Genomic DNA, 19,640 nt, shown 5'->3' with positions numbered 1-19,640 from the left:
TCACCTAGCACAGTGGTCAGACATCACCAGGCAGGCCTCCAATGTGCACTTCGTCGGAAAATTTTCCAAGCGTCTTGATCAGCGCTTCCCGGCATCGCCGGCCAATGGCGCAAAGCCAAATGTCCGGCGCCCGCGGGCCTTGCCAGCCATAACTTGCATACAGCGCGCCAACGACGGCTCGTCGGCCGGCCAACCCTAGACTTACGTCCAATGGGCGCCCCCGCTACCTGGACCGACTATTACCGGGATCCGAACACAACAAATCCAAGAAGATTGCGGTAATCGTTATGAGTAAGACGGACGCCTTCACCCAGGCCGGGAAGACCGCTGTACTGCAGAACATCCAGGGCACCGTGCAGTTCCTGCAACGCTTCCCGCCCTTCAACCAGATGGAAAACCTGCACCTGGCCTACCTGGTGGAACAATGCCAGCTGCGCTTCTACGGTCCCGGTGACAGCATCATCAAGCCGGCCGACGGCCCCGTGGAGCACTTCTACATCGTCAAGCAGGGCCGTGTGGTCGGCGAACGTACCCATGCGGCCAAGGGCAGCACCGAGACCACCTTCGAGATCACCACCGGCGAGTGCTTCCCCCTGGCCGCGCTGCTCGGAGAACGAGCGACCCGCACCGAGCACCGGGCCGCCGAAGACACCTTCTGCCTGCAACTGAACAAGGATGCCTTCATCAAGCTGTTCGCCCTGTCCGCCGAATTTCGCGACTTCGCCCTGCGCGGGGTCAGCAGCCTGCTTGACCAGGTCAACCAGCAGGTCAAGCGCAAGGCCGTGGAAACCCTCGGTACCCAGTACTCGCTGAACACCCGCCTGGGTGAACTGGCCATGCGGCACCCGGTGACCTGCTCCCCGGCCACGCCCCTGCGCGAAGCCGTGGCGCAGATGCATGAACAACAGGTAGGCAGCATCGTGGTGGTGGACGAGCACAAGGCGCCCCTGGGGATCTTCACCCTGCGCGACCTGCGCCAGGTGGTGGCCGACGGCAGCCAGGACCTCAACCAGCCCATCGACCGGCACATGACCCAGGCGCCGTTCTTCCTCAGCCCGGACCACAGCGCCTTTGACGCCGCCATCGCCATGACCGAGCGCCATATCGCCCACGTCTGCCTGGTCAAGGAGCAGCGCCTGTGCGGCGTGGTATCCGAGCGCGACCTGTTTTCCCTGCAACGGGTCGACCTGGTGCACCTGGCGCGAACCATCCGCAATGCACCACGGGTGGAGCACCTGGTGGCGCTGCGGGGCGAGATCGGCCAGTTGGTTGAGCGCATGCTGGCCCACGGCGCCTCCTCGACCCAGATCACCCACATCATCACCCTGCTCAACGACCACACCGTGTGCCGGGTCATCGAACTGACCCTGGCCGACAAGGGCGACCCCGGCGTGCCCTTCAGCTGGCTGTGCTTCGGCAGCGAGGGCCGGCGCGAACAGACCCTGCACACCGACCAGGACAACGGCATCCTGTTCGAGGCCCGGGACGCGGTCCACGCGGCAGAGATTCGCGGCAAGCTGCTGCCCATCGCCCAGCAGATCAACCAGAGCCTGGCCCAGTGCGGCTTCACCCTGTGCAAGGGCAACATCATGGCCGGCAACCCCGAGCTGTGCCTGTCCCGCGCCGAATGGGCCCGGCGCTTCGCCGCCTTCATCCGCGAGGCCACCCCGGAAAACCTCCTGGGCTCGAGCATCTACTTCGACCTGCGGGTGGTCTGGGGCGACGAGCAAGGCGCCGAGCAACTGCGCCGCGGCATCCTCGACCAGGTGGCCGACAATCGCCTGTTCCAGCGCATGCTGGCGGAAAACGCCCTGCGCCAACGTCCACCGGTGGGGCGCTTTCGCGAGTTCGTGCTGGCCAAGAAGAACGGCGAGAAGGCCACCCTCGACCTCAAGGTCCAGGGCCTCACGCCTTTCGTCGACGGCGCCCGCCTGCTGGCCCTGGCCAACGGCATCGGCGCGATCAATACCCTGGAGCGCCTGCGCCAACTGGTATCCAGGCAGGTCATCGAACCGCTGGACGGCGCCGCCTATGAAGAGGCCTACCACTTCATCCAGCAGACCCGCATGCAACAGCATCAGCGCCAGACCCGGGAGAACCAGCCCTATTCCAACCGAGTCGACCCCGACAGCCTCAACCACCTGGACCGGCGCATCCTGCGCGAGTCCCTGCGCCAGGCACAGCGCCTGCAAAGCAGCCTGGCCCTGCGGTATCAGCTGTGAGCCTGTTCAACTGGTTCCGCCCCGCCGCCAGCGCCCTGGGCATCGAGCACCAGCAGCGTCGCGAGCGCCTGCCGGCCTTCGCGCCACTGGGCGAGCACAGCCTGCGCGAGCAACGCTGGATCGTGGTAGACGTGGAAACCAGCGGCCTGAACCTCAACCGCGACCAGGTCCTGTCCATCGGCGCCGTGGTGATCGAGGACGGCGCCATCGATTTCAGCCAGCAGTTCGAACGCACCTTGCAGCGCGAGGGGCACAAGCTCAGTCCCAGTGTGCTGATCCACGGCCTGGGTCCCAGCGCCATCGCTGCCGGCAGCGATCCGGTGGAAGCCTTGCTGGACTTCATGGAATTCGTCGGGGACAGCCCGCTGCTGGCCTTCCATGCACCCTTCGACCAGCACATGCTCGGCCGGGCGCTGAAGGACAGCCTGGGCTACCGCCTGCAGCACGAGTTCCTCGACGTGGCGGACATGGCTCCGTTGCTGTGTCCCGAGGCGCACATCCGCGAAGCCGGCCTGGATGACTGGATCGGCTGGTTCAAGCTGCAGGTGGTGGAACGTCACCACGCCGCGGCCGATGCCCTGGCCACCGCCGAACTGGCGCTGATCCTGTTCAACCGCGCACGTCAGCAGCAGATCCACAGCCCGCTCAACCTGCAACAACGCCTGGGCCAATGGAAACGCCGCCAGCAGGCGCCCTCATTCTGATCCACCGAACTGTGGCGAGGGAGCTTGCTCCCGCTCGGCCGCGCAGCGGCCGTAAACCTGGGTCGCGGTTCCACCTGACACAAAGCCTTGGGCCTGCTGCGCACGCCAGCGGGAGCAAGCGCCCTCGCCACAACGGCTCCCTCTTCAGCAACAAGACAGCCGACCAGCGTCAATTGCGCCACTGTTTCGCCTCTGCCACAATCGCGAATAATTCTCGTTAGTTGAAACTTCTCTCTGGGTGATTCCCGTTGCCGTCAATCCAAAGCCCCCGCAATGAGCTGGTTGGTGCGCTCTACCGCGACCACCGTGGTTGGCTGCTGGCTTGGTTGCGACGCAACGTGGCCTGCGCCCAGCGCGCCGAGGACCTGAGCCAGGACACCTTCGTGCGCCTGCTGGGCCGCGAAGAGCTCAAGGCTCCCCGGGAGCCCCGGGCCTTCCTGGTGGCCGTGGCCAAGGGCCTGCTGTTCGATCACTTCCGCCGTGCCGCGCTGGAACAGGCCTACTTGAACGAACTGTTGCTGGTGCCTGAAGCCGAACAGCCCTCACCCGAAGAGCAGCAGATGATCCTCGAAGACCTCAAGGCCATCGACCGCCTGCTGGGCAAGCTGTCGAGCAAGGCCAGGGCGGCCTTCCTCTATAACCGCCTCGACGGCCTGACCCATGGGCAAATCGCCGAGCGCCTGGGCGTCTCGGTACCACGGGTACGCCAGTACCTGGCCCAGGGTATCCGCCAGTGCTACATCGCCCTGTATGGGGAGCCAACATGACCCCCATCAGTTCCAAACCGGTGTCCGCCCAGGTGCTGGACGCCGCCATCGCCTGGCAACTGTCGCTGGACGGCGGTGGCAGTGCCTTGGATCGCGAGGAGTTCGCCAAGTGGCACGCCGCCCATGAAGAACACGCCCGCGCCTGGCGCCAGCTGGGCATGCTTGACCAGCGATTCAGCCGGGCCTCGGGGCCGGCCCGCAACGCCCTGGTGCAATCACGCGAAGGCCTGCGCCGACGCGTGCGCAAGCTTGGACGTGGGATTGCCAGCGTGGTGCTGGTCGGTGGACTGGCCCTGTTCGCCGGGCAACATTACCTGCCGCTGGACTACTGGTTGGCCGACCAGCGCACCGCCACCGGCGAACAGCTCACCCTGCGCCTGGTCGATGGCACCCTGATCAGCCTCAACACCCACAGCGCGGTGGACGTGCGCTTCGACGACAAGCAGCGGCGCATCGTCCTGCAGGAAGGGGAGGTGCTGATCGAGACGGGGCACAACGACACTCGCCCGTTCATCGTCGAGACCCGCGATGGCCAGTTGCGGGCCCTGGGCACACGGTTCCTGGTCAAGCGCGAAGACCAGGGAACGCGCCTGGGCGTGCTGCAGTCGGCCGTGGCGGCGCGGCCCCAGGCTCGCCAGCACGAAACGGTGTTCAAGGAAGGCCAGCAGGTGCTGATGCACCGTGACGGCCTGCAAGCGCAGCAGGCCCTGGGCCTGGGCGCCGACGCCTGGATCCGGGGCATGCTGGTGGTGGACAACGCTCGCCTGGGCGACCTGATCGAAGAGCTGGGTCGCTATCGCCCCGGCTACCTGGCCGTCGCTCCCGAAGTGGCCGACCTGCGCATCACCGGCAGCTTTCCGCTGCACGATACCGACCTGGCACTCGATGCCCTGCTGCCGACCCTGCCGGTGCAGATCGAGCGGCGCACCGACTGGTGGGTCAACGTCGTCGCCAAGGCCGAAACCAAGCCTTGAAGTCCTCTACCCCCGCCGGCTCCAACCTGTACTGGAGCCGACGGGCGGCTGCGCATTTCTCGCAAATCTAAATTATTTTCAATTCGGTCTATCACTTTTCGAATCTCGTCCGGCACATAGGCAATTGCGAAACATTTCCATCCAGGAGCCGCCGTATGTCCCGTCCGCTAGACACCCTGTTGCGCCCCAGCCTGCTGGCCGTTGCCATCGCCCTCTGCGCCCCCTTGGCCAGCCCGGTCCTGATGGCTGCCGAGCAGTCCTCCAGCGTGCGCGCCTACAACCTGCCCGCCGCGCCCCTGGCCAGCACCCTGAACCAGATCGCCAGCCAGGGCGGCCTGGCCCTGAGCCTGAATCCCTCCCTGGCGGCCGGCAAGACCTCGGCCCCGGTCCAGGGCCAGTTCGACGCTGCCAGCGCGCTGCGCGAAGCCCTGCGCGGCACCGGCCTGCAACTGGAGCGCAGCAGCGCCGGCACCTACAGCCTGGTAGCGACGCCAGACGGCGTCGTGGCCCTGCCGGAAACCAATATCAGCGGCCAGCAGGCCTATGAAAGCGCCTGGGGTCCGGTAGAGGGCTACGTCGCCACCCGTACCGCCGCCGGCACCAAGACCGATACCTCGCTGGTGGAGGCACCTCGCTCGATTTCCGTTGCTACCCGTCAGCAGATGACTGACCGCGCCGTGCAGAACCTCGATGACGCGGTGCGCTACATGCCTGGGGTTACCGCCAGCAGCTACGGCAGCGACAGCCGCGCGGAATGGCTGATGGTCCGAGGGTTCGAGCCCACCCAGTTTCTTGATGGGTTGCCGCTGCCCAAGGGCATCTACACCATGCCGAAAATGGAAACCTGGGACCTGGAGCGCGTAGCCCTTCTGCGTGGCCCGGCCTCTTCGGTCTATGGCCAGACTCCGCCTGGCGGATTGCTGGATATGGTCAGCCGGCGTCCAGAGGATGTCGCCAGTCATGAAGTGCAATTGCAGATCGGCAGTTACCAGCGCAAGCAGATCAGTTTCGATAGCACAGGCCCTATCGACGATGAAGGCCGCTTCCTGTACCGCATCAGTGGTGTAGTGCGCGATGCCAATACCGCCATCGAGCACAACCAGGACAAACGCTACAACCTGGCTCCCAGCCTGACCTGGAACATCGATGAAGACACCAAACTGACCTTCCTCAGCCAGTTCAACCGCGACGATACCGGCATCACCAGCCAGTTCCTGCCACTGCAGGGCACCAAGCTGGGAAGTCCGGCTGGCAAGGTGAAGTACCACAAGAACCTTGGCGACCCGAACTGGGAGTTCTACGACAAGACCTATTACGCACTGGGTTATGCCTTCGAGCACCGCATGAATGACGTGTGGCAGTTCCGTCAGAACCTGCGCTATACCAAGAGCGACTTGTCGTTCCAGGGCATCACCGCCGGCGGTAGCTACTGGCCCAACAAGCCCGACCAGGCTGTTAGCCCGGACGGCACCGTTCGCCGTGGGGCCAACATCGTCAACGAAGACATCAGCCAGTTCGCCGTGGACAACAACTTCCAGGCCGACTTCAACACGGGCGAGCTCAAGCACACCTTGTTGCTGGGCCTGGATCACCAACGCGTCAATACCAACTACAAGTGGTTGTACGGCGAAGCGCCCACCAGCAACATCATCCGTCCGATCTATGGCCAGGACTTCAGCCAGGTCAGCTACTCCGCATACAACGATTACAACCAGAAACGCCAGGGCACCGGGCTCTATCTCCAGGACCAGATAGCCTTGGACAACTGGCGTCTGACCCTTGGCGGTCGGCAGGATTGGCTGCACACCGATACCAAGTTCTACAACATCACCAACCAGCCCCATGACAAGCGCGACGACCATGCCTTCACCGGCAACGCGGCGTTGAGCTATGTCTTCGACTCGGGCTTTACCCCTTACGTTTCCTATGCCGAATCCTTCCAGGCCGAAGCAGGCGGCAGCAACACTGGCAAGGCGTTCGAACCCAGCACCGGCAAGCAATACGAACTGGGCCTCAAATACCAGCCCCCAGGCAGCGCCATGCTGTTTACCGCTGCGGTGTACGACCTGACCCGCCAGAACATCGTGCTCACCGACAACCTGGGGGTCAGTCGGCCACTGGGTGAGGTCAAGGTACGTGGTTTCGAACTGGAGGCCGTGGGTAACGTCAACGAGAACCTCAAGCTGACCGCCTCCTACACCTATGCCAACAGCAAGATGACCAAGGTCGGCGACCCTCAAGACAAGAACCGTCCATTGCCCATCACCCCGGAAAACCAGGCCGCGGTCTGGGCCGACTACACCTGGCACAACGGTCTCTTGGATGGCTTCGGCGTGGGCTTCGGTGCCCGCTACATCGGTGAGACCAATAATGTTCCTTCGGGCAGCCTGCCCTATGTCGCCAGCAAATCCGACGGTCATACCGACTCCTACACCGTCTACGATGCTGCCGTGCATTACGACCTGGGACGCCTGAGCAATTCGCTCAAGGGCACCAGCGTGGCCCTGAACGCCAACAACGTGTTCGACAAGGAATACATGTCGACTTGCGACGGCACCTACTGCTACTACGGCGATCGCCGCAACGTCATGGCCAGCGTCAACTACAAGTGGTAATCGGCTGATCACTACCCGTTGAAACAAGGGTCACGGCGCCGCCGTGGCCCTTTTGCATCTGGATGCTCCATGAAAAGCACAACCATCCGCCGCTGGTCCTTTATCCACACCTGGACCAGCCTGATCTGCACGGTGTTCCTGCTGATGCTGGCGCTCACCGGGCTGCCGCTGATCTTCCACCACGAGATCGACCACCTGCTGGGCGACGCCCCCGAGCTGCGGCAGATGCCCGCCGACACTCCACGCCTGGACTTGCAACAGCTGGTCAAGGCTGCCGAGGCCCACCGGCCGGGCGAGGTCATGCAGTATTTCGGCTGGGACGAAGACGAGCCCAATGGCGTGACCACCATCATGGCCAAGACCGCCGGCACCGATCCCAACCTCTCCTATACCTTCATGCTCGACGCCCGCACCGGCGAAGCACTGGAGACGCCCTCGGCCAACGACGGCCTGATGATGTTCATCCTGCGCCTGCACGTGGACCTGCTCGCGGAGCTGCCGGGCAAGCTGTTGCTGGCCTTCATGGGCGTGCTGTTCGTGCTGGCGATCATCTCCGGTACGGTGCTGTACCTGCCGTTCATGCGCCGCCTGAAGTTCGCCACCGTGCGCCAGGACAAGTCCAGCCGCCTGCGCTGGCTCGACCTGCACAACCTGATCGGCGTGGTGACCCTGACCTGGGCCCTGGTGGTGGGGGTGACGGGCGTGATCAGCGCCTGTGCCGACCTGATCATCGCCGCCTGGCGCAACGACAGCCTCGCGGCGATGGTCGCGCCCTACCGCGATGCCCCGCCGCTCGCCCAACTGGCACCGGCCAGCCGTCTGCTGGACATCGCCCAGCAAGCGGCCCCGGGCATGCAACCGGACTTCATCGCCTTCCCCGGCACGCGCTTCTCCAGCGAGCATCACTATGCGGTATTCCTCAAGGGCAGCAGTCACCTGACTTCCCACCTGCTGACCCCGGTGCTGATCGATGCCAGCACGCTACAGGTGAGCGCCGTGGGCGGGCGCCCCTGGTACATGGATGCCATGGGCATGTCGCAACCGCTGCATTTCGGTGACTACGGCGGCATGCCGATGAAGGTGCTGTGGGCCGTGATGGACGTGCTGACCATCATCGTCCTGGGCAGCGGCCTGTACCTGTGGATCGTCCGGCGCCGTGCCGCCAGGCCGTTACCGGAGGCGCGCCGATGAAACGCCGTCAAGCGAGTTTCTGGAAGGTCTTCGCCGCGCCCCTGGCCATCGGCCTGCTCAGCGCCGCCGGGTTGTTCGCGGCGCTGCTGGGCGACGGCCTGTGGGACAGCCTGAGCTGGATCGGCCTCGGCCTGCCGGCGCTGCTCGCCCTGCGTGGCCTGCTCAAGCGCAAGGGCGCGGCTTGACCCCGGCAGCCGGGAACCCCCGCCACAGGTACATGGAGAGCACCAGGCCGACCAGCATCACCGGGATGAACCCACGGTTGTCCTGCAGCGCCTCGATGGCCACCAGCACGCTGAACAACGCCAGCCCCAACAGCGGTACATAGCTGGCCGCCAGGCCCCAGCGCCAGGGTCGGGTCACCCGGGCCGGGCCGCGCAGGCCCAGCAGGGCACAGCCCAGGGCCGGCAGCGTCAGCGCCGGCAAGGCCCAGTACCAGGCCATGTAGGCGAACGCCATGATCAACTCCGGCTCGCCCTCGCCCTTGCGGCGAAACTCGTATTGCAGGGCCAGGTACACCGTCAGGGCCCCCAGCAACGTCAGCAGCAGGCTGTACAGCCCATGTAGCAGATAGGAACGGCGCATCGATTCTCCTTGCGGTACTGCATCTCGCACCTGTGGCCAGGGCCACAGGCTGCGCTAAGATCCCCGGGGCGTGAGCCTGTGCTCCCCCACCCACGAGGAATATTCATGTCCATCCCCAGCATGACGCTGTTCCACAACCCGGCATCACCTTACGTGCGCAAAGTCATGGTGCTGCTGCACGAAACCGGGCAACTGGAGCGTGTGGCCCTGCACGGCTGCCAGCTGACCCCGATCACGCCCGATGCCACGCTGAACCAGGACAACCCGCTGGGCAAGATCCCTGCCCTGCGCCTGGCCAACGGCCAGGTGCTGTACGACAGCCGGGTGATTCTCGATTACCTGGACCAGCAGCACGTCGGCAATCCGCTGATCCCTCGCGAAGGCTCGGCCCGCTGGCGGCGCCTGACCCTCGCCGCCCTGGCCGACGGCATCATGGATGCGTCGGTGCTAGTGCGCTACGAACAGGTCCTGCGAGCCCCCGAAAAACAGTCGCAACCCTGGCTCGAAGGCCAGCGTGACAAGATCCGTCGGGCCCTGGCAGAGCTGGAGGCCCAGGCCATCGCCGAACTGGCCAGCCACTTCGACATCGCCGCCATCAGCGTCGCCTGTGCCCTGGGCTACCTGGACTTTCGCCACCCCGATCTGCAGTGGCGCCAGGCCCAGCCCCAGCTCGCCGCCTGGTACGCCGAGGTCAGCCAGCGCGCGTCGATGCTCGCCACCCAACCTCCGGCCTAGTCGGTCAGCCGGTCCGGCCCGGGGCGATGCGGAACGATTCGCCCCACCGGTTTCCCGAGACCTGCCGACTGGCGCACCAGCCACCAGGCATCCGCTGGAAACAATCCGGCAATCCGCAGCGACAGGTGCTCACGCTGGCGCTGATCCTCGCGCAACCCCAGTGACCTACTCACGGATCACCCCCAGGTCGAATTGCAGTGGCTGCGGCTCCTTGCGCTGGCCAACGCCATACCAGTCCAGCTTGCGGGTCAGCACCATGAACACACCCAGCAGGCCGAACAGCAGCAACGAGCCCATCAGCAGCGCGTAGTCCTCGGCACTGAGCAGGCCATAGAGCAGGCCGTACAGGGCCGCCAGCGAGACTGCGAACATCGCGCCGTTACGCCAGCTGTGCAGCACATGGCTGACATAGAAACCGATCAGGCCCACACAGGCCGCCGCCGACACGCCATAGGCCTGCGCAAAGCCCAGGTGCTCGGACAACGACAGCAGCAACAGGTAGAAGAACGCCAGGGCCACGCCCACCAGACCGTACTGGATCGGATGCACCGACAGATTCTTGAGCACCTCGAACAGAAAGAAGCCGGCGAAGGTCAGGCCGATGAACAGCAGCGCGTACTTGATTGCCCGGTCGCTCTTGAGGTACTGGTCCACCGGATCGATGAAGCTCACACCGAAGCTTCGACTGTTGAAGCCCTGGCATTGAGTGCCGAGTGCGCAACGCTCCATGGCATGTTCCAGGTTGGTGGAAAAGAACGAGGTCTGCCAGATGGCCGAGAACCCTTTCTCGGTGACTTCCCGACGCACTGGCAGGTAGTTGCCGATGAAGCTCGGGTGCGGCCAGTTGGCCGTCAGCAGGACCTTGCTGGTCTTGCCCACCGGCAGCACCGCCAGTTGGCCGGTGCCCTGCAGGCGCAGGTCGAAGGCGAAGTCCAGGCGACTGGCTTTTTTCAGATCCAGGGGCGGCAACGTCACATGCACGCCTTCATCCAGCCAGCTGACGAAAGTGCCCGGGGCAAAATCCAGGGTCTGGCCGTTGAGCTGCAGTTGCAGGGCATTCTCGATGCCGCGGATATCGCTGATGCCCACTGCCAGGAACGGCTGGGCGAACTTGTAGTCGGCAAAATCTTCCTTGATCCCGTACTGCTCGGGCACCACGAACTGGCCACTGATGTGGTTGTCGGCGTGGAACAGCCGCGCCTCGTAGATGCCTCGGGCACGCAGTTCGGTCTGGACCTTGCCGTCCAGTTCGAAATGCTCCGGCAGGAAGAACATGCGCCCCTGCTCTTCGCCGATTTCCTGATAGCGCTTCTTGGTCTTCTCGTCGGTCTTCCAGGTGCGCACGGTCTTGCGGTACTCCACCACCATCACCGGGCCGCGAAGCTGTTGCTGGGTGCTGGAGCTGCGGGCGATATCGTCGAGCACGCCGTCGCGTAGCTGCTGGCGCTCGCCGATCAGGCCGCTGATCAGCAGCAGCGGGATCATCAACAGCATGATCAGCAGGCCAATGGCCCCGAGCTTGAAAGTCAGATTGCGGTTCATGGGGCTCTCCCTGTTTGAATGAGGAGAGTCTGGTGTTCGGGCATGGGGGTTTTATGGGGCCAATGTGGAAACTCTGTGGAGAATCCCCGAGGCCTTTATGGCGAGGGAGCAAGCTGCCTCGCCACCTCCGCAGGTCAAGGCAGGCGCAAGGTGACCTGGACGCCGCCCGGCACGTTGTGGATCCGCAACTGGCCGCCGTGCAGCTGCACCACCTCATCGACGAAGTTCAGCCCAAGGCCGGTGCTCTTGCGTCCGCTGTCCGGACGCGGCAGGGAATAGAAACGTTCGCACAGGCGCGGCAGGGCGTAGTCCGGAATCGGTTCGCCCTGGTTGAACAACACCAGCTCGACGCAAGCCTCCACCCGCCGCGCGGTAAAGCGCAGCAGACCCTGGGCCGGGCTGAAGTCCAGGGCATTGGCCAAGAGGTTGCCCAGGGCCTGGCGCAGCAGGAACGGCTCGCCGGACCAGGCCAGCTCCGCCGGCACCTGTTGCTCCACCTGCAACTGCTTGCCTTCGATGCGCCCATGCTGACTGTCGAGCAACTCCTCGACCAGGGGCGCCAGGGGCACGCTCACCCGTTCCTCCAGGCCCTGGCGCTGCTCGACCTGGGCCAGGTTCAGCAGGCGCTCGATCAAGTGCTGCATGCGCGCGCTTTCGCTGTCGATGTTGCCGACGAAACGCTGGCGCTGGGCCTGGGGCATCTCTTCCTGGAGCAGTTCTGCCGCGCCACGGATGGCGGCCAGCGGGCTCTTCAGTTCATGGGTCAGGGTGTGCACGTAGCGCTCGACATAGGCCTTGCCCTCCAGCTGGGTGCGCATGCGCTCCACCGCCGTGGCCAATTGCTCCATCTCGCCACCGCGATAATGCGGCAGCTCGGCCCGCCGCCCCTCGCTCACCGCCTGCGCATAGGCGGTCAGGCGGCGCAGCGCGGCACTCAGCCACCAGGACAGCAGCGCGCCGAACAACAGCCCGATGGCGATCAGCCCGGCGCCGTACCACACCAGGCGCCCCTCGGTGCGATCGACATAAGGCTGCAATGAACTGTTGGGCTTGGCCACGGTGACCACGCCGATGATCTGGCCGTTGTCGCGGATCGGCGCCCCCACGTGCATCACCGAGGAGTTGGGGTCTTCGGCCAGCGCCCGCGACGAGCGTGCGCCGTACTGTCCGCGCAGGGTCAGGTAGACGTCGTTCCAGCGTGAATAGTCCTGGCCCACCGCCAGGCCGCTGGAGTCCAGGACCACGATGCCCCGGGCATCGGTCACGTAGATCCGGTGGTTGACCTGGTTCTTGGGCAGACCCCAGATGGTCGCCGCCGGCTGGCGCTCGCCGTAGGCCCGCAGCAGTTGCGGCCAGCGATTTTCGTTGAGGGTGCCGGCCTTGAAATCGTCACGCATGATCTCTGCCAGCAGGTTGGCGGTGTCCACCAGGGTCTCCTCGGTGGACTGGCGCACCCCGGGGCGGATTTCCTTCATCACCGTGCTCAGCACGAAGTAGCCGGTGAAACTGATGAACAGCAGGTAGACCAGGAAGATCCGCAGGCCCAGGGTCATCAGGCGTGACTCGGGCTGTAGCTGTAGCCCAGGCCACGGTGGGTCTGGATCGGCTCGGCCTGGGCCGCCACCAGGCGCAGCTTGGCCCGCAGGCTCTTCACATGGCTGTCGATGTTGCGCTCATAACCGACATCCGCCATTACCCCCAGGGCATCGAGCAACTGCTCGCGGCTGAGCACCCGCTCGGGTTGTTCCAGCAGGCATTGCAGCAGGCGGAACTCATGTCGGGTCAGGCTCAAGGGCTGGCCGCGATAGCTGATCTGCACCCGCTGCGGATCGATCGCGAACAGCGCCACCGCTTCCGGCTCCGGCGCTGCTCGCACAACCACGCGCTTGAGGATGGCCTTGACCCGCGCTGCCACCTCACGGGGGCTGAAGGGCTTGACCACGTAGTCGTCGGCACCGATCTCCAGGCCGACCACCCGGTCGATCTCGCCGTCCCGGGCGCTGAGGAACATCACCGGCACTTCGCTGAACCGTCGCAGCTCCTTGCACGTTTCAAAACCGCTGATGTCCGGCAAGCCGATGTCGAGGATGACCAGGTCCGCCGGGGTCGTGCGCTGGTGCTCGAGGGCTGCGCGCCCAAGGCTCAGCCAGGTGGTGCTGAAACCCTCGCCTTGCAGGGCAAAGATCAGGGTGTCGGCAATGGCCGCTTCGTCTTCGACAATCAGGATATGGGGCATGGCATCCAGGCACGCAACATTCGATGGGCGAACGGTGCCGGATGCCTCATGGACAGTCAATCAGACCTTGCACAACGGCACGCCGAGTCCGGGCAACAGATCGATCAGCAGTCAGGTTTATCGGCGGTGTAGCGCCGCGCGGGGTTCACCGCCGCGCCGAACTCACGCAGGGCCTTGGCCCCGATCAGCAGTGGGTAGTTGAAGCTGCTGCGATCGGTGAGGTTGACCTCCACCGTGCGCTTGACGTTGCCCAGGCACATCTCCAGCTCCACCACCGGGCGCTTGGCCGCCTGCGGTTCTTCGCGGTCATCGTCCTCGTCGGAGCGGCTCTTGATCTTGCTGATCCGCGCCACCTTGTGTTCGTAGACCTTGCTGCCGGCGTCCTTGGTGGCCAGGCGGAAGCGCACCCAGTTCTCACCGTCGCGGGTGAACGTCTGGATGTCCTTGGCCGACAGCGACGCCGTCAGGGCCCCGGTGTCCATCTTGGCTTGCAGGGTTTCGCCGATTTCCGGCAGGCGGATGTTTTCGTAACGACCGTACAGGGTCGGTTCGGCGGCCAGGACCGGCAGCGCAACGAGAGACAGCAGAGCAAGGACGGATTTCACGACGGAGGATTCCTCGAGGAAAGGGAGCAGCGGGATTTTAGACCGCTGCCGGGCAATTGGTTCGCCCGATATCACGTTATCGCAGCACGCGGCTGTTCCGGGCCCCAGGACTCTGCGGATAACGACTCCCCACCCACCGGATAGCCCGCCATCCGGCCCCGGCGCACCATTTTCCCAGCGCCAGCCAGCTCGTCCCGCTGCCTCGCCTATCACCCGCCAAGGAGCCACACCATGCAGACCGTGCAGTTGAACGACACCCTGATGACCTACACCACAACCGGCGACCCCCATGCCCCGACCCTGCTGCTGCTCAGCGGCTGGTGCCAGGATCGCCGGCTGTTCAAGACCCTGGCCCCGCTGCTGGCCGAGCGCTTCCAGGTGATCTGCCTGGACTGGCGCGGGCACGACCCGGACCAGACCGACAGCGGCGACTTCAGTGCCCTGGACCTGGCCGACGACCTGCTGGCCTTCATCGACTTCAAGGGCCTGGAGCAGGTGCGCCTGGTCTCCACGTCCCATGGTTGCTGGGTCAACCTGGAAGCCTGCGAGCGCCTGGGCAGCAAACGCCTGCCCAGGACCGTGGTGATCGACTGGCTGATGCAACCCCACGACGGTTTCTGGCAGCAACTCGCCCAGGGCCAGCACCTGACGGACTACGCCACCGGGCGCCAGAGCTTCTTCGACGAGTGGGCCGCCAGCACCGATAACGCCGATGTACTCGAGCACCTGCGCAGCGAGATGCCCTGGTTCGACGGCGCCATGTGGCGCCGCGCCTGCCGCGAAATCGAGATCTGCTACCGGCGCTGGGGCAGCCCGCTGGAGCGCATGTCGGCCATCGCCGACAAGCCCCTGGTCCGGCATATCTATTCGCAACCGCCCACCCTCGACTACCGCCGCATGCAACAGGCTTTCGCCGTTGAACACAGCTGGTTCGAGCCCTGCCACATTCCCGGCAATACCCACTTCCCGACCCTTGAGAATCCCGTGGCAGTGGCCCGGGCCATCACCGAATTCCTTGCCGGCTGAACAGGAGCGATCTCATGAGTAACGGTTTTAGCGCGATCATCGCCGGCGGCGGCTTTGGCGGCCTCGCCGCGGCCACCGCCCTGGCACAACGGGGCTGGTCGGTGACCATTTTCGAACGCCAGGCCCAACTGCGCGCCCAGGGTTCGGGCATCTATATCTGGGAAAACGGCCTGCGCATCCTCGACGCCCTGGGTGTGAAGGCACTGGCCGCCGATGCCTTCCATGGCCGGGCCATGGAGCAGCGCGACAGTAGCGGGCGAGTGCTGGAGCCGGGCGAACTGCCGCCCGGCATACGCCTGGTGACGGTGGATCGCAGCACCTTGCTGGCCAGCTTGAAGGAGGCGGCACTGGCCGCGGGCGTGCAGATCCGCACCGGCTGCGAAGTACTGGGCGCCAGCGCCAGCGGCGAGTTGCAGTTCGCCGGTGCACGGCGTGAACAGGCCGACCTGGCCATCGGCGCCGATGGCGTGTGGTCGGCGGTACGACGAACACTGGGGCTGGAACAGTTCCACCAGCAGACCGACGAAGGCGCGCTACGCGCCATCATTCCTGGCACCCAAAAGGAACTGGGCCCAAACGGCCAGGGCAAGTACCTCGAATGCTGGAGTGGCAACCGTCGCTTGCTGATCACCCCTCTGGACGCAAAGCGCATCTACCTGGCGTTGACCTGCCAGACGGACGACATCCGGGGCAAGGCCTCGCCGCTGGACCACGGAACCTGGTGCGAGTCATTTCCGGCCTGGGCGCACTTGATCGACCGAGTGGAAGAGGTGCTGCCCTGGGCGCAGTACAGCATCGTCAAGGTCCGTGCCTGGTCGGCCGGGCACACGGCACTGATCGGCGACGCCGCCCATGCCCAGCCACCGCACCTGGGCCAGGGTGGCGGCATGTCGATGCAAACGGGACTGGCCCTGGCCCATTACCTGGAGGGGCTCAAGGACCGACGCGATATCCCCGCACGCCTGGCGGCCTGGGAAGCCGGTGAGCGGGAACTGGCCGAGCATTGCCAACGCTGGTCATGCCTGTACGGCGAGGTCTCGATACTGCCGGACGAAGTCCGGCATCGGGTACTCAAGCACGGTTTTGGCGATGACTGGGTACGCCGGCAGATCCTGCGGGCCGCGGGCAGCCAGCCCACCGGAACCCGGGCCTAGAGTCGGCCTGGTGCAGGAGGCGCCGGGCACTCCTGCGGTTGGCACGGCGCGCTGTCAGTGACTGGCGCGTCGCGCCGCCTGACGTTGCAAGGTGGCGCTGGGGGTCTCGCCGAACAGCTTGCGGTAGTCCCCGGCGAACCGCCCCAGGTGGGCAAATCCCCAGGCCATGGCAATGGCCGAGATATTGCGCGGGCAACCATCTTCCAGCAGTTGCTGGCGCACGCCATTCAAGCGGTAACGCTTGAGATAGATCATCGGCGGTACGCCCAGGTACCGGCCGAAGCACTCGAACAGCTTGGAACGCGACACTCCCGATGCCGCCTCGATAGCGTCCAGGTCCAGTTCATCCCGGGCATGGGCATGGATGAACTCCCGTGCCCGCACCAGGTACTGGGGCAGGCTGCGCTCTTCGCTCTGGCGCAGCCTGGCGCTGTAGTTGTTCGGCTGGGCCAGGAGCAGGCCCTTGATCAACGCATGCTCCAGGTCCCGGGTGAAGCCGGCCTGGTCATACAGGGCGATGCTGGTGCGCAGGTCCTGCACCAGATGCTCGACCATCCGCCACCAACTGCCGGAGGCACCCTGCACCGCATCGATCGAAGGCTCGAAGCGCAGCGGCTCCTGCATCGGTCGCTGCAGCAAGTGCTCGAGGCCCTGCTCCATGGCCTGGCGCGGGATAGCCACATGCAGCTGCAGGCAGTTGGCGGCGATATCCAGCTGCTGGGCACCATAGGGCGAGAGGATCACCCCTCGGCTACGATCCGACCCCAGGGTGCAGCCGCCTGCATTGACCTGCTGCTCGCCGTCCAAAGGCAGGCTCAGGCTGTAGCAGTCCAGGCCCTCGTCCTCCTCGACGCTGACGCTCACCTCGGCTCCGTGGCTCATCAGGCCCAGGGTCATGGCGGTCGAGCGCAGCACCGTGCCGCGATGGGTGAAGCACACCTGGCCCGGGCCACGGCTGCTCAGTTCATGGCGGCCGCAAATGGCCGTCATCCAATCCCGGGCGTAGGCCAGGTCACGACCTTCGGTGCAAATGTCTCGAACGGAACTGATCGTATTCATCGCGCGACACCCAGCAATGCATGATCGGACGGCCGCTCCCGCGGCCTGGTCAAGAACGAGGAGGCACGCTCCATGCCAGCTCGACGGGTATCGGCCGGCAGGGGCACCGGGCGGATAGCAATGGCAGGTTTTGCGGATAATGCCGAGGCCGGCAGCCCGCCCGCGCCAGTGGGAAGCAGCGAGCCGGCGTTACTGCCGGCAACGGGTGTTACCGAACCTCCAGCCCCATGAGCCCGCACACCGCCTGGTACAGCGGCGTGCCCGGCTGGCCGAGTTCGAGCACCACATCGAAGTGGTTCTTGCCGGGTGCATCCACCCTGCGCCCGATGAAACCACGGGCCCGCCAGGCATCGAGGAAGGTCGCGGACTGCCAGGCGAACTCGGCGCTTTCCAGGGCGCCATGGCTGATCAGCAACTGGCCCGCCCCCTTATCCGGCAGGTGGAACAACGGGCTGTTGCGCCGGGCATCGTCGGCGCTCAATTGCATCCACTGATTGATGTGGGTACTGCGCAACGGTTCCAGGTCGAACAGTCCGCTGATGGGCAGCGCACCGCGCAGCACGTTGTCCGCCAACCCATACCCGGCCTGCCAACCGCCAGCCAGCAGCATGCCCACCAGATGGCCACCGGCCGAACTGCCGCTGGCGTAGAGCTGCCGTGGATCTCCCCCGAACTCGCCGGCATGCCGATAGAGCCAGGCCAGCGCACGACGGGCCTGGTCGACGATCCGGTCCAGGGTAACGGCCGGCGCCAGGTCATAGTCCAGGACTGCCACGCAGGCACCGGCAGTAGTGAGTGCCGGAGCCATGAACGCCGAATCGGCCTTGGACAGCGCGCGCCAGTAACCGCCATGAATGAACAACAGCACCGGAGCACCCGCCCGCGCCGCCGGAAAGATATCCAGCCGCTCGTTGGCTGCGCTGCCATAGGCCACATCGCGGTGGCAGGGTGTGCAGGCATGGGCGGCATCCGACAGGGCCCGGTACAGGCATGGGTACTGGGCATAATCGGCGACGCTGGCGCGGGCGTTGTACTGGATGTCGAAATAGGCGGCCAGGGCGGCCGGGTCCAGGGGACGGCTCATGGAAACGCACTCCGGTTGAGGTCAGGTGCCGATTAGGCGCCTGCACCCCACACGGGGGAAATCCACAAAATCGCCAAAGATTATCCGCAGGCTCAGGCGGTGCGCCCACTCACCGGCACTCGCTGTAAAAGGCGTGTCACCGTGCAGGTGAAACATTCGCCAGCACAGTAGAATTTGGCCTGCTCGCCGAAGCTGCTTATCATGACGCGCCCAGAAAACCGTAAAGAGTGTCCTATGCGCCGACTGCTCACCGGCTGTCTCGTCACCCTGCTGCTTCTGCTCAACACCCTGGTGCTGTTCGGGCCCCTGATGGTGTTCGCCCTGCTCAAGCTGGTCCTGCCGGGACGGCTGCGGGACTACGCTTCCGGTGCGGTGATGTGGATCGCCGAGACCTGGGCCGAGATCGACAAACTGATCTTTGCCTCCTGCATCCCCACTCGCTGGGATATCCGCGGTGGCGAAGGCCTGCGGGTCGACACCTCGTACCTGGTGGTCAGCAACCACCAGTCCTGGGTAGACATCCCGGCGCTGATCCAGACCCTCAACCGGCGCACGCCGTTCTTCAAGTTCTTCCTCAAGAAGGAACTGATCTGGGTGCCCTTCCTGGGCCTGGCCTGGTGGGCCCTGGACTACCCCTTCATGAAGCGCTACAGCAAGGCCTTCCTCGCCAGGCATCCGGAGTTGCAAGGCAAGGACCTGGAGATCACCAAGGCCGCCTGCGAGCTGTTCAAGCGCCAGCCGGTGACGGTGGTCAACTACCTGGAGGGCACCCGCTTCACCCCCGCCAAGCGCGAACAGCAAGGCTCGCCCTTCCAGCACCTGCTCAAGCCCAAGGCCGGCGGCGTGGCCTTCGTCCTCGCGGCCATGGGCGAGCAGCTGGACGCCATGCTGGATGTCACCGTGGTTTATCCACAGGCGCACACGCCGGGTTTCTGGGACCTGATCAGCGGCAACGTGCCCAAGGTGATCATCGACATCCGCACCCGCGAGCTGGACCCCGCGCTCTGGCACGGCGACTACGAGAACGACCCGGCTTTCCGCCAACGGTTGCAGGACTGGGTCAACCAGCTGTGGACCGACAAGGACCAGCGCATCGACGCGCTGCTGGCCGAAGCCCACTAACACGGTGGCGGCCGCACTC

19 protein-coding genes are annotated in these 19,640 nt (G+C 65.1%); 11 read left to right on the top strand and 8 right to left on the bottom strand.

Features of this window, described 5'->3' with window-relative positions:
• Positions 1–287 precede the first annotated feature (287 nt).
• The 7 genes from LGQ10_RS21875 (at position 288) to LGQ10_RS21845 (ending at position 8,658) form a co-directional block, all read left to right on the top strand.
• Positions 288–2,222 carry a putative nucleotidyltransferase substrate binding domain-containing protein gene (locus tag LGQ10_RS21875; protein WP_226523181.1) on the top strand — a complete coding sequence of 645 codons (1,935 nt, stop codon included), beginning with the start codon at positions 288–290 and terminating at the stop codon, positions 2,220–2,222.
• A complete protein-coding gene (locus tag LGQ10_RS21870; protein ID WP_226523180.1) occupies positions 2,219–2,926 on the top strand; it encodes a PolC-type DNA polymerase III in 708 nt (235 codons plus the stop codon). Before LGQ10_RS21875 ends, LGQ10_RS21870 begins: the two co-directional genes overlap by 4 nt.
• A 248-nt stretch (positions 2,927–3,174) precedes the next feature.
• On the top strand, positions 3,175–3,693 hold the full coding sequence (locus tag LGQ10_RS21865; protein WP_058433945.1) for an RNA polymerase sigma factor: 519 nt from the start codon (positions 3,175–3,177) through the stop codon (positions 3,691–3,693).
• Positions 3,690–4,667: a FecR family protein gene (locus LGQ10_RS21860; RefSeq protein WP_226523179.1), complete on the top strand. Its 978-nt coding sequence runs from the start codon at positions 3,690–3,692 to the stop codon at positions 4,665–4,667. The genes LGQ10_RS21865 and LGQ10_RS21860 overlap by 4 nt, the downstream gene beginning before the upstream one ends.
• A 155-nt stretch (positions 4,668–4,822) precedes the next feature.
• On the top strand, positions 4,823–7,282 hold the full coding sequence (locus tag LGQ10_RS21855; RefSeq protein WP_226523178.1) for a TonB-dependent siderophore receptor: 2,460 nt from the start codon (positions 4,823–4,825) through the stop codon (positions 7,280–7,282).
• Positions 7,283–7,351: 69 nt separating this feature from the next.
• Positions 7,352–8,473 carry a PepSY-associated TM helix domain-containing protein gene (locus LGQ10_RS21850; protein ID WP_226523177.1) on the top strand — a complete coding sequence of 374 codons (1,122 nt, stop codon included), beginning with the start codon at positions 7,352–7,354 and terminating at the stop codon, positions 8,471–8,473.
• Positions 8,470–8,658 carry a hypothetical protein gene (locus tag LGQ10_RS21845; protein ID WP_058438361.1) on the top strand — a complete coding sequence of 63 codons (189 nt, stop codon included), beginning with the start codon at positions 8,470–8,472 and terminating at the stop codon, positions 8,656–8,658. The genes LGQ10_RS21850 and LGQ10_RS21845 overlap by 4 nt, the downstream gene beginning before the upstream one ends.
• On the opposite strand, the gene LGQ10_RS21840 is transcribed toward LGQ10_RS21845, so the two are convergent.
• Positions 8,636–9,058, bottom strand: coding sequence for a hypothetical protein (locus tag LGQ10_RS21840; RefSeq protein ID WP_226523176.1), 423 nt, complete (start codon positions 9,056–9,058; stop codon positions 8,636–8,638). The genes LGQ10_RS21845 and LGQ10_RS21840 overlap by 23 nt on opposite strands.
• 105 nt (positions 9,059–9,163) lie before the next feature.
• Between LGQ10_RS21840 and LGQ10_RS21835 the strand changes: the two genes are divergently transcribed.
• Positions 9,164–9,793 carry a glutathione S-transferase gene (locus LGQ10_RS21835; RefSeq protein WP_226523175.1) on the top strand — a complete coding sequence of 210 codons (630 nt, stop codon included), beginning with the start codon at positions 9,164–9,166 and terminating at the stop codon, positions 9,791–9,793.
• On the opposite strand, the gene LGQ10_RS21830 is transcribed toward LGQ10_RS21835, so the two are convergent.
• The 5 genes from LGQ10_RS21830 to LGQ10_RS21810 form a co-directional block, all read right to left on the bottom strand.
• Complete coding sequence (locus LGQ10_RS21830; protein ID WP_226523174.1) at positions 9,790–9,966, bottom strand: hypothetical protein; 177 nt, start codon at positions 9,964–9,966, stop codon at positions 9,790–9,792. The genes LGQ10_RS21835 and LGQ10_RS21830 overlap by 4 nt on opposite strands.
• On the bottom strand, positions 9,959–11,335 hold the full coding sequence (gene creD, locus LGQ10_RS21825) for a cell envelope integrity protein CreD (protein WP_226523173.1): 1,377 nt from the start codon (positions 11,333–11,335) through the stop codon (positions 9,959–9,961). Before creD ends, LGQ10_RS21830 begins: the two co-directional genes overlap by 8 nt.
• A gap of 134 nt (positions 11,336–11,469) precedes the next feature.
• Positions 11,470–12,888, bottom strand: coding sequence for a two-component system sensor histidine kinase CreC (creC, locus tag LGQ10_RS21820; RefSeq protein WP_226523172.1), 1,419 nt, complete (start codon positions 12,886–12,888; stop codon positions 11,470–11,472).
• On the bottom strand, positions 12,888–13,571 hold the full coding sequence (creB, locus tag LGQ10_RS21815) for a two-component system response regulator CreB (RefSeq protein ID WP_226523171.1): 684 nt from the start codon (positions 13,569–13,571) through the stop codon (positions 12,888–12,890). Before creB ends, creC begins: the two co-directional genes overlap by 1 nt.
• 104 nt (positions 13,572–13,675) lie before the next feature.
• Positions 13,676–14,176, bottom strand: a complete 501-nt coding sequence (locus LGQ10_RS21810) for an ATP-dependent zinc protease (RefSeq protein WP_058435726.1) — start codon at positions 14,174–14,176, stop codon at positions 13,676–13,678.
• Positions 14,177–14,407: 231 nt separating this feature from the next.
• Between LGQ10_RS21810 and LGQ10_RS21805 the strand changes: the two genes are divergently transcribed.
• Both LGQ10_RS21805 and LGQ10_RS21800 read left to right on the top strand, forming a co-directional pair.
• Positions 14,408–15,202, top strand: coding sequence for an alpha/beta fold hydrolase (locus tag LGQ10_RS21805; RefSeq protein ID WP_226523170.1), 795 nt, complete (start codon positions 14,408–14,410; stop codon positions 15,200–15,202).
• A 14-nt stretch (positions 15,203–15,216) separates the two neighbouring features.
• Complete coding sequence (locus LGQ10_RS21800; protein ID WP_226523169.1) at positions 15,217–16,356, top strand: FAD-dependent oxidoreductase; 1,140 nt, start codon at positions 15,217–15,219, stop codon at positions 16,354–16,356.
• A 54-nt stretch (positions 16,357–16,410) separates the two neighbouring features.
• Here the strand turns inward: LGQ10_RS21800 and LGQ10_RS21795 are convergent, their stop codons facing one another.
• Both LGQ10_RS21795 and LGQ10_RS21790 read right to left on the bottom strand, forming a co-directional pair.
• The gene (locus LGQ10_RS21795) at positions 16,411–17,415 is read right to left on the bottom strand and encodes an AraC family transcriptional regulator (protein WP_226523168.1); all 1,005 of its coding nucleotides are present in this window, start codon (positions 17,413–17,415) and stop codon (positions 16,411–16,413) included.
• Between the two features lie 208 nt (positions 17,416–17,623).
• Positions 17,624–18,499 (bottom strand): alpha/beta hydrolase, encoded by an 876-nt coding sequence (locus tag LGQ10_RS21790; protein WP_226523167.1) that lies wholly within the window; start codon positions 18,497–18,499, stop codon positions 17,624–17,626.
• A 234-nt stretch (positions 18,500–18,733) separates the two neighbouring features.
• Here LGQ10_RS21790 and LGQ10_RS21785 point away from each other — a divergent pair, with 234 nt between their 5' ends.
• Positions 18,734–19,621, top strand: a complete 888-nt coding sequence (locus LGQ10_RS21785) for an acyltransferase (RefSeq protein ID WP_226523166.1) — start codon at positions 18,734–18,736, stop codon at positions 19,619–19,621.
• The last annotated feature ends 19 nt before the right edge of the window (positions 19,622–19,640 follow it).

It is taken from the genome of Pseudomonas sp. L5B5 (assembly GCF_020520285.1).
Taxonomy (GTDB): domain Bacteria; phylum Pseudomonadota; class Gammaproteobacteria; order Pseudomonadales; family Pseudomonadaceae; genus Aquipseudomonas.
The sequence above is the reverse complement of the archived record's forward strand: the minus strand, read 5'-3'. Positions and strand labels throughout refer to the sequence as shown.